Source organism: Afifella pfennigii DSM 17143 (assembly GCF_000688515.1).
GTDB lineage: Bacteria > Pseudomonadota > Alphaproteobacteria > Rhizobiales > Afifellaceae > Afifella > Afifella pfennigii.
In genome coordinates this window covers 1-9076 of record NZ_JHZK01000051.1, presented here as the reverse complement: position 1 = coordinate 9076, position 9076 = coordinate 1, and the positions used below count along the sequence as shown (strand labels likewise).

Genomic DNA, 9076 nt, shown 5'->3' with positions numbered 1-9076 from the left:
ATCTCCGTCAGTTCCGAGAGCTGCTCCGGCGACAAACGCGGCTGCGGCCCGCTCGACCAGTTGTCCAGGAGCCCTTCGGGTCCGGCCTCGTTGAAGCGGTGCACCCAGTCGCGCAGCGTCTGGCGATCCATCCCGCCGATCCGCGCCGCGTCGCTCCGGTTCATGCCGTCCAGCACGGCCGCCAGCGACAACAACCTGCTGCTCTGTCGTGCATCCTTCGAAAGCCGAGCCAGTCGACGAAGCTCGGCCGCGGAGTAGTCCATCCGTAGCGCAACTGCTGATCCCATCGCCGAATCCTCCCCCGAAGAGGAAATCACGGCACGAGGTTCAAAGGAATCCCCGGTGAGTCACAGCCCGATGCCGCTGGTATTATCCCAAAGCGCGCCGGCGACCGCCTCGCGGAGGCGGGCCTTTTCCGCATCGCTCATCAGGACGACCTTCGTGGCCCCGGCGTCGATAATCGCCGCGACGGCCTCATCGACCATGCCGTCGAGGATCGAGGCGTAGTGGTCGGGCACCTCCGAGGCCACCTCCTCGACGACCTTCTGCACCTCCGGGGACAGCCGGTTCCAGACATCGAGATTGATCGACGTGCCGGAGACCGCATAGACGCCCATCCCCCCGCCGTCCGACACGAAGGGGGCGAATTCGTGCAGGCCGACCGCGACACTGGTCAGGAAGGGGGCGGAGGAAAAGCCGTCGATGACCTCGCGCTGGAGCGCGCCGACGGCGTCGCCGAAAGCCATCTGCACCGGCACGGCACCCAGCATTTCGAGCGCGTTGGCGATGCTCATCACCGAACGGATGCGCATGCCCTTCAGATCCTCGACCTTCTCGATGGGCTTGGCAGACCAGATGGTGTTCTCCGAGAAGCCCAGCGCATAAAGCAGCTTCACATTCTGCCGGGCGTATTCGCCCGCGAGCGCATCGGATTCCTTGGCGAGCTGGTTGAAGGCATACGTGACCGCGACGGAATCGTCGGTGATGTAGGGTAGCGTGACGTTGCTCAGCACATAATCGGCAGGCTGAAAGGCTGCCGGAACGCTCATGCCGATATCGACGGCACCGCGCGACAGACCGGGATAGATGTCCGGGCCTCCGAGCATGGCGCCACCCATATAGGTGTCGAACTTCACCGCCCCGTTCGTGCGTTTCTCGACCTCGCCCATGAACCAGGTATCGACTTGCACCAACGGGTCGTTGGCGTTGAAGTAGGTGGCGTAGCTCAGGGTCTCCTGCGCACCGGCCGTCCCGAAGAGCGTTCCCGCAAGCGCCAGACCCGAAATCCACAGCCCCAGCTCGCGTGCCCTCTGGTGCCTCGACATGCACTCCTCCCTGCTTGCTATCCGATAGAACGGCCGATTTATTTTTCTATCTAACGACCGCTAGATAACTTAACGGAACTCGGCGCGCTTGCAAGCACAAAAACCAGGCTCAGCGACGCCGGTCAGAAAGCGACGCCGGTCAGACGAAGATGAAGGTGAAGACACCGCTGGCCGCGGCGCGACCAGGCTCCTGGCAGGAAACGGCGCGCACGCAGGCGACGGAGGCGCCGAGCCGCTCCACGGTCACCGCCGCCACGGTATCGGCGGCCCCGGCAAAGCGCAGGAAGCTGAAATGCGCGGTCGCGAGCCGTGCGGGCCGCTCGCTCCTCGCCGCCACCGCATCGCACGCGGCCTGCTGCAGATGGGCCGCCACAGCCCCGCCATGCAGCGACGGCAAGGAGCCGTTACCCACCAAGCCCGGCCGGTACGGCATCAGCAAGCCGCCATCCTCGGCGGGCGCAAACCCCATCAGGACACGATAGTCGGGGGCGGTTGCCCGCGGCCGCGACGGCGGCAGGCAGCGCAGAGCAGGAACGTTCGGCAGGCGGCGACGGATGAACCGGCCGACAGCGTGCGCGAACGGCTCGCGGCCATCGGCCTCACACACTTCGGCGCGCATCATCACCATGCCAGCGCCCGGCCGACCGCCAATCTCCACCGGCCTTGCCACCGCCCGGCACGAAGCGCCCTCGGCGGGCGAGCGCAGATAATCAACACGCAGATCGACGGTCGCCGTGCTCTCGCGAAAGTCGAGCGCCATCATCGTGCCGATGCCGCAGACGCTGTCCAGAATCGTGACCAGCGGTCCGACGCCGACATGTCGCTGTCCGGGATCACTTAGGAACGGGGCGAAGGGCAGCTCGACGCTCACCCCGCCCTCTTTTGTGACGCCATAGCGCACGCCGAGTTCATCGTCATGGGCGATGCGCCCCTGCATCACCCGCACAAGGCTCGCCTCAATCGGAGCCGCATACATCACCGCCCCCCTCTCTCCATCGCCTCAGCCCGCAAGATACCGAGCGGCCATTGCAGGCTCGGCACCCTTGCGCTATTCTAACTAACAGCCGTTTGATATTATGTCGAGCAAGGAGGCACCGGATCGTGGGCCGCGTATACGAGGAGTTCGAGCCCGGTCAGACCTGGACGACCCAGGCGCGCACCGTCACGGAGGCGGATGTCGTGATGTTCTGCGGCATCTCCGGCGACTACAATCCCCTGCACACCGACGAGGAGCATTGCCGCGACACCCGCTTCGGGACGCGCATCGCTCACGGCCCGCTGGGCATGTCGATGGCCATCGGCCTGATGTCGCAGCTCAATCTCATCAACGGCACCGCCCTGGCGCTGTTGAACCTCAACTGGGATTTTTGCGGCCCCATCCGCTTCGGGGACACCGTCCACGCCCGCGTCACCACCCATTCCACGCGCCGCACCAAGGCCGGCGATGGCATCGTCACCCTGCACTTTGCCGTCCTGAACCAGAAGGACGAGACGGTGCAGGAGGGCACCGCCGCGATGCTTGTGCAAACCGGCGCGGCCGCCGCCTGAGGCAAGCGAGGACGAGACCGTCGCCATCAAAGCGTGGCAGCCGCCTTCGATTCCAGCAGACGTAACAAACGCAAGCACGACAAATGACCGCTCTCCATAGTTCCCTCGACAAGCGCGACCCAGATTTTCGCGCGCGACAGGAAGCCTACGAAACACTGATCGAGCAGCTCCACGAAAGGCTGGACTGGGCGCTTGCGGGCGGCGGCGAGCGTATGGTGGAGCGCCACCGGGCCCGCAACAAACTGCTTGCGCGCGAACGGATCGACCTCTTGATCGACCCCGGTACGGCGTTCCTCGAACTGACGCCTCTCGCCGGCTGGGGCCTCTACGACGGCAAGCTGCCGGGCGCGGGCATCGTCACCGGCATCGGCACGGTGCGCGGAACCGCCTGCATGATCATCGCCAACGATGCCACGGTGAAGGGCGGCAGCTTCTACCGCGAGACGGTGAAAAAGCACATCCGCGCGCAGGATATCGCCGCGGAAAACCGCCTGCCGGTGCTCTATCTCGTCGATTGCGGCGGCGCCAACCTCAACCAGATGGAAGAGGTCTTCTACGACGAGAACCATTTCGGCGGCACGTTCTATCGCCAGTGCCGGATGTCGGCGGAAGGCCTGCCCCAGCTTGCCGTGGTGTTCGGCGAATGCACGGCCGGCGGAGCCTATATCCCGGCTCTGTGCGACGAGTTCGTCATGGTCGACGGCAACGCTTCCATCCATCTCGGCGGACCGCAAATCGTCAAGGCGGCCATCTCCGAGGTGGTCGACCGCATGGCGCTGGGCGGCGCGGCGCTGCACACCTTCCGCTCCGGCGTCAGCGATCACATAGCCCCCGACGAGCGTTCCGCGCTCGGTCGCCTGCGCGACATGGTGGGGGCGCTGAACTATGCCCAGCCCTTCCAGAACCGGGTGGAATCTCCAAGCGCGCCGCTCTTCGACGCTGCCGAGATTCCCGGCATCGTCGGTACCGACCTCAGCCGCCCCTTCGACCAGCGAGAGATCATCGCCCGCCTGGTGGACGGCAGCGCCTTTCACGAATTCAAAGCCGATTGGGGCGAAACCATCGTCTGTGGCTTTGCCCATATCGAAGGCTTTCCCGTCGGTATCCTCGCCAATAACGGCGTGCTGTTCGCCGAGGCCTGCCTCAAGGCGACGCATTTCATCGAGTTGTGCGACCAACGTCTGACGCCGCTTTTGTTTCTGCAGAACACCACCGGTTTCATGGTCGGCAGCGAGGCGGAGACCGGCGGCATCTCGAAACATTCCGCCAAGCTGGTCTATGCCATGAGCAACGCCCGCATGCCCCGCTACACGGTGATTACCGGCAGCTCTTACGGCGCGGGAAATTACGGCATGTCGGGGCGCGGCTTTCGCCCGCGCTTCCTGTTCATGTGGCCCAACGCTCGGCTCGGGGGCATGAACCCCGACGTCGGCAGCGCCGTTCTCATGGATCTGCGCCGCGCCTCCATCAGCAGAGGCGCCGCCGATGAGGAGGAGCTGGCCCGTCAGGAGGCACAGCTACGGCGCATGTTCGACGAGAAATCCGACCCGTATTTCTGCACCGCCCGCCTTTTCGACGACGGCATCATCGATCCGCGCGATACCCGCCGGGTCTTGGGGATATGCCTCGCGCTCGGCAGCATGCGCCCGGCGCACAAGCCGGCGCGGCCGGTCTACAGGATGTGACGGAGATGACCGCGTTTCTGACCGCTCCCTTTCCCATCCGCACCGTTGTCATCGCCAATCGCGGCGAGATCGCCTGCCGCATCATCGCCACTTGCCGCCGGCTCGGGCTGCGCACGGTGGCCGTCTATTCCGATGCAGATGCGGAGGCCCTGCATGTGCGGCTGGCCGACGAGGCCCACCGTCTTGGTCCGGCGGCACCATCGGAAAGCTATCTCTGCATCGAAGCGGTGCTCGCCGCCGCGCGGGCAAGCGGCGCCGACGCCGTCCACCCAGGCTACGGCTTTCTGTCGGAGAACGCTGCCTTCGTCGAAGCCTGTGCGGAGGCAGGCTTCATCTTCATCGGCCCATCAGCCGATGCGGTGCGCTCGATGGGCTCCAAGATCGAGGCCCGCCGCATCGCCGCGAAGGCCGGCGTGCCCGTCGTGCCGGGCTTCGAGGGGGCCGGAGCCTCAAACGAAGAGTTGATCGCAGCGGCTGAACGCATCGGCTTTCCGGTCATGGTCAAGGCAAGCGCCGGCGGTGGCGGCCGCGGCATGCGCCGGGTGGAGAGCGCCGAGGCGCTCGCCGCCGCGCTGGCCAGCGCACAGGCCGAGGCAGGCTCCGCCTTCGGCGACGACACCGTGTTCCTGGAGAAGCTGATCGGCGCGCCGCGTCATCTTGAGGTGCAGGTCTTCGGCGACGGCAGAGGCGGCGCGCGGCATTTTCACGAGCGCGACTGCTCCGTGCAGCGCAACCACCAAAAGGTTATCGAGGAGGCTCCCGCTCCCAATCTCGCCGACGCTATCCGCGAGCGCCTCTTCGCCAGCGCCTTGAAGCTGACGCGGGCCATCGACTACGCCGGCGCCGGTACCGTGGAATTCATCATGGAGGCCGGCAGCGGAGAGCCGTACTTCCTGGAGATGAACACCCGCCTGCAGGTGGAGCATCCGGTGACGGAAGCCATCTGCGGTGTCGATCTGGTGGAGCTCCAACTGCGCCAGGCAGCAGGCCTTCCCCTGAACCTGAGCCAGGAGCAGATCGTCACGCGCGGCCATGCGATCGAGGTGCGCATCAACGCCGAGCGGCCCGATTGCGGTTTTCTGCCGGCCACCGGCCGTTTCCTGGACGTCGTTCCACCGTCGGGCCTGCGCTTCGACAGCGGTGTCGCGGCCGGCTCGGAAGTCGGCACCAGCTACGATTCCATGCTGGCCAAGCTGATCGCCTATGGTGTCGATCGCGATACCGCCCGGAAGCGATTGATCGCCGGGCTGGAGGCGTTGGCGATGCCGGGCGTTCCGACCAACCAGGCTTTTCTGGCCGATTGCCTGCGGGCCGACGCATTCGCCGAGAAGACGCCCACGACCGCTTTCCTGCAAGAAGCTTTCCCGGAGGGCTGGCATCCCGATGCAAACAGCCTTCTGCGCCTGCGTGGCAGGGCTGCGGCCGTGCTCATAGCCGCTTCCACGGACAGCCCGCTACACCGCACCGACGGCTTCCGCGTCACCCGGCCGCGTCGGACCGGCACCGTCCCGCTCCACGTGGAAGACGAGTACGGCCAGGCCGATCTGGCGCTCTGCTTCGGGGCCGGCCTGTCGGTTGAGAGCGGCCCTCACTCCCTCGCCCTCAAGGACGAGCCCCCGGCGGTGTGGCGCCAGGGCGAGCTCATCCATGCGGTCGGCGAAGGTCTCAGCCTTTCCCTCACAGCCCGGCCCTTGGCCGAGGCGCGCCTCAGCGCCCGCACCGAAGACCAAGCCGCCGGGCAGATCCTGGCGCCGCTGACGGGGCTTGTCACCAAGGTGCACGTCGCCACGGGCGATAGGGTGAAGTCGGGTGACCCGCTGCTTGAGATGGAGGCGATGAAGCTGGTGCACACGCTAGCCGCCCCGTTCGACGGCATCGTCGCCAAGGTGGCCTGTGCCGCCGGCGACACCCATGGCGCGAAGACGATCCTGATCGAGATGGAGGAAGCAGCCTGATGCCTGGGCTCTGGTACGAGGAATTCAAGGTCGACATGGTCTTCGACCACGCATGGACGCGCACCATTACGGAAGCCGACAACCGCTGGTTCTCGCTGCTGACCATGAACACCCAGCCGCTTCATATCGACGCCCACGCGGCGGCCCAATCGGTGTGGGGCAGGCCGCTGGTCAATTCGCTGTTCACCCTTGGCTGCATGGTCGGAATGACGGTGAACGACACGACCTTCGGCACGACCGTCGCCAATCTGGGCATGACGGATGTGCGCTTTCCCAACCCCTTGTTCGAGGGCGACACCATCCGTATGCGCACCAGGGTGCTCGACAAGCGCGAGAGCAAGTCCCGCCCCGGCGAGGGCATCGTCACTTTGCGCCACGAATGCTTCAATCAGGATGGCGTGCTATGCGGCACCTGTGACCGCGCCGCGCTGATGCGCAAGCGGCCGGCAGCGGCGTGAGCGGCAAATCGCGCCGCCTGCGCCGGGCGAAACGGTCAGCAGCTGCCGTGCCGGGGCAATCGCCGATGAAACCATCTCGATGACCGGCGCAATCTCGGCAAACTCGTCATGCTGCCGGCTTGCGGCGGCGCGCGCGGGCACGCAACACTAGGTCGTGAAGCCAGAGCATCATGGGCAAATGCCGCCAGGGACGGAAAGCGACATGAGCAGAAGCGAGGCGGCGACGGGCAGCGTTCGCCAGCGCGCCAAGGCTGAGGCGGCAAGAGCGGCAATCCTCGCGGCCGCCGCCAGCATGATGCGCCGCGTCGGCTACGCCGAGATGTCGCTGCGCGATCTGGCCGCCGAAGTGAACATGAAGGCAGGAAGTCTCTACTACCATTTCGCCTCCAAGGACGAACTGGCGACGGAGGTCATGCGCATCGGCGTGGAGGCGATCGAGGCCGCCGTGCGCGAGGGGCTTGCTGGCAAAGCCGATCGCTCGCCGGCGGAGCGGCTATCCGTGGCCGTGCGCATCCATCTGGAAACCCTGCTTGAGAAGAGCGATTTCGTCTCCTCGCACATCCGCTGCTACCCCTTCGTGCCGGAGGCGGTGCGCGAACAGCTCCGCGACGTGCGGCGCAGCTACGACCAGCTCTGGGTCGATCTCGTCCGCGACTTCCTGGGCCCCAATGCCACGAGCGAGAATGTGCGCTATCTGCGCTTTGCGCTGGTCGGAGCCCTTAACGGCTCGGTCGAATGGTTCAACCCTAATCGGGATTCGGTTTCGGATTACGCCCGCATCATCGAGAGATTGCTGACCGCCCAACCGATCACGGCGCGCTAGCGATGTCCTTTCGCTCCTACCTGTTCGTTCCCGCCGACAGCCCGCGCAAGCTCGCCCGCGCTGCCGCGAGCGCGGCCGACGCGTTGATCCTCGACCTTGAGGATGCGGTGGCCCCGACCAACAAGACGGCGGCGCGCGACGAGGTCGCGCGCTTTTTGGCCCGCCCGGCACCCATGTCTCGCTTCGTGCGCGTCAATCCCCTGGCAAGCGGACTGACGGAGGCCGATGTCGCCGCCACGGCCGCGGGCAGCCCGCAAGGCTATGTTCTTCCCAAATGCGAGGGGCCGGACGATATCGAGGCGCTCGCCGGTCTCATCGCCAAGCATGGCGGCAAGGAGAGCACCGGCATCATGGCCATCGGCACGGAGAGCGTGCGCGGCTTGCGCCGGCTGATGCGCGAGGACTGGTTCCATCCGCGTCTCGTCGCTCTCACCTGGGGAGGCGAGGATCTGTGCGCCGATATGGGCGCGGAGCGCAATCGCGACGAAGCGGGCCGCTACTATGGGCCGTTTCTCATGGCCCGCGACCTGACGTTGCTTGCAGCCCTTGAAGCCGGCGTCGCCCCGGTCGATGCCGTCTACACCGACTTCCGCGACGAGGCGGGGCTGTGGCGCGAGACGCGCCTGGCCAAGGCTCTCGGCTTCACCGGCAAGATGGCGATCCACCCGGCCCAGGTGCCGGTGATCCATCGCGCCTTCCAGCCCGAACCGGCCGAGATCCGCTGGGCGAAGGCGGTGATCGAGGCGCTGGAGAGCGCCGGCGAAGGTGTTGCGGAACTCAACGGCACGATGATCGACCGGCCGCACCTGCTTAGGGCGCACAAGATCCTTCGCCTTCATGCCGGCGCTGCCGGCCAAGCCTCGTGAGGCCTGGCACGGCGACATGCGCAGAAACTCGCCCGCCGCAGGGTAAGATGCGCCGGAAGGAACCCGCCTTGCATCGTTGACTGTTAAGAAGCCGTCTGGAGCGCGGTTTTGGGGCCAATGGCTTTGGCAAAGGCCTCCAGGATGAGGCGCAAGAGAAGCCTCAGCCAGCGGAGGATGAGGCGGAAGTTGTAGCCGGCGGCGGTGAGGACGGCATTGGCGTGGTCGCCGTGGCGTCCCTTGAGGAAGTTGCGGCCCATGTGGCCGTCGGTCTTGAGGTGTCCGATAACGGCCTCGATGGCGGATCGTCTTCTGAGCTCCTTCTTGATGGCCCCGAACACGCCCCGCTTCTGCCCGGAGCGGAAGACGCCGAGCGGCCTTGGCGCATCGTGGCCGCGGTAGCCCTTGTCGACATAGAC

9 protein-coding genes and 1 pseudogene are annotated in these 9076 nt (G+C 66.1%); 6 read left to right on the top strand and 4 right to left on the bottom strand.

The window, feature by feature from the left end; translation table 11 throughout:
* The 3 genes from Q331_RS22740 to Q331_RS0118955 form a co-directional block, all read right to left on the bottom strand.
* A partial coding sequence (locus Q331_RS22740) for a helix-turn-helix domain-containing protein (protein ID WP_034493244.1) occupies positions 1-287 on the bottom strand: 287 nt, incomplete at its 3' end.
* 60 nt (positions 288-347) lie between these two features.
* Positions 348-1325: a TRAP transporter substrate-binding protein DctP gene (dctP, locus tag Q331_RS0118960; RefSeq protein ID WP_026381949.1), complete on the bottom strand. Its 978-nt coding sequence runs from the start codon at positions 1323-1325 to the stop codon at positions 348-350.
* 139 nt (positions 1326-1464) lie between these two features.
* Positions 1465-2301, bottom strand: a complete 837-nt coding sequence (locus Q331_RS0118955; RefSeq protein WP_026381948.1) for a PaaI family thioesterase — start codon at positions 2299-2301, stop codon at positions 1465-1467.
* A 125-nt stretch (positions 2302-2426) separates the two neighbouring features.
* On the opposite strand from Q331_RS0118955, the gene Q331_RS0118950 reads away from it, so the two are divergent.
* From Q331_RS0118950 to Q331_RS0118925, 6 genes are all read left to right on the top strand, one after another.
* Complete coding sequence (locus tag Q331_RS0118950; RefSeq protein WP_026381947.1) at positions 2427-2873, top strand: MaoC/PaaZ C-terminal domain-containing protein; 447 nt, start codon at positions 2427-2429, stop codon at positions 2871-2873.
* An 83-nt stretch (positions 2874-2956) separates the two neighbouring features.
* The gene (locus tag Q331_RS0118945; protein ID WP_026381946.1) at positions 2957-4558 is read left to right on the top strand and encodes an acyl-CoA carboxylase subunit beta; all 1602 of its coding nucleotides are present in this window, start codon (positions 2957-2959) and stop codon (positions 4556-4558) included.
* A gap of 5 nt (positions 4559-4563) precedes the next feature.
* Entirely contained in the window at positions 4564-6513 is a 1950-nt protein-coding gene (locus Q331_RS0118940) for an acetyl/propionyl/methylcrotonyl-CoA carboxylase subunit alpha (protein ID WP_051631363.1), read from the top strand.
* Positions 6513-6971, top strand: a complete 459-nt coding sequence (locus Q331_RS0118935; protein ID WP_026381944.1) for a MaoC family dehydratase — start codon at positions 6513-6515, stop codon at positions 6969-6971. The genes Q331_RS0118940 and Q331_RS0118935 overlap by 1 nt, the downstream gene beginning before the upstream one ends.
* Positions 6972-7173: 202 nt before the next feature.
* Complete coding sequence (locus tag Q331_RS22735) at positions 7174-7794, top strand: TetR/AcrR family transcriptional regulator (RefSeq protein ID WP_051631362.1); 621 nt, start codon at positions 7174-7176, stop codon at positions 7792-7794.
* Positions 7795-7796: 2 nt separating this feature from the next.
* Positions 7797-8660 (top strand): HpcH/HpaI aldolase/citrate lyase family protein, encoded by an 864-nt coding sequence (locus Q331_RS0118925; RefSeq protein WP_026381943.1) that lies wholly within the window; start codon positions 7797-7799, stop codon positions 8658-8660.
* Between the two features lie 83 nt (positions 8661-8743).
* Here the strand turns inward: Q331_RS0118925 and Q331_RS24005 are convergent.
* A pseudogene (locus Q331_RS24005) lies at positions 8744-9076 on the bottom strand (IS5/IS1182 family transposase); the annotation flags it as partial.

Excerpts from the sequence above, each read along its gene's own strand:
- dctP (WP_026381949.1), bottom strand. The coding sequence starts at position 1,325 with ATGTCGAGGCACCAGAGGGCACGCGAGCTGGGGCTGTGGATTTCGGGT.
- Q331_RS0118955 (WP_026381948.1), bottom strand. The coding sequence starts at position 2,301 with ATGTATGCGGCTCCGATTGAGGCGAGCCTTGTGCGGGTGATGCAGGGG.
- Q331_RS0118945 (WP_026381946.1), top strand. The coding sequence starts at position 2,957 with ATGACCGCTCTCCATAGTTCCCTCGACAAGCGCGACCCAGATTTTCGC.
- Q331_RS0118940 (WP_051631363.1), top strand. The coding sequence starts at position 4,564 with ATGACCGCGTTTCTGACCGCTCCCTTTCCCATCCGCACCGTTGTCATC.
- Q331_RS0118935 (WP_026381944.1), top strand. The coding sequence starts at position 6,513 with ATGCCTGGGCTCTGGTACGAGGAATTCAAGGTCGACATGGTCTTCGAC.
- Q331_RS22735 (WP_051631362.1), top strand. The coding sequence starts at position 7,174 with ATGAGCAGAAGCGAGGCGGCGACGGGCAGCGTTCGCCAGCGCGCCAAG.
- Q331_RS0118925 (WP_026381943.1), top strand. The coding sequence starts at position 7,797 with ATGTCCTTTCGCTCCTACCTGTTCGTTCCCGCCGACAGCCCGCGCAAG.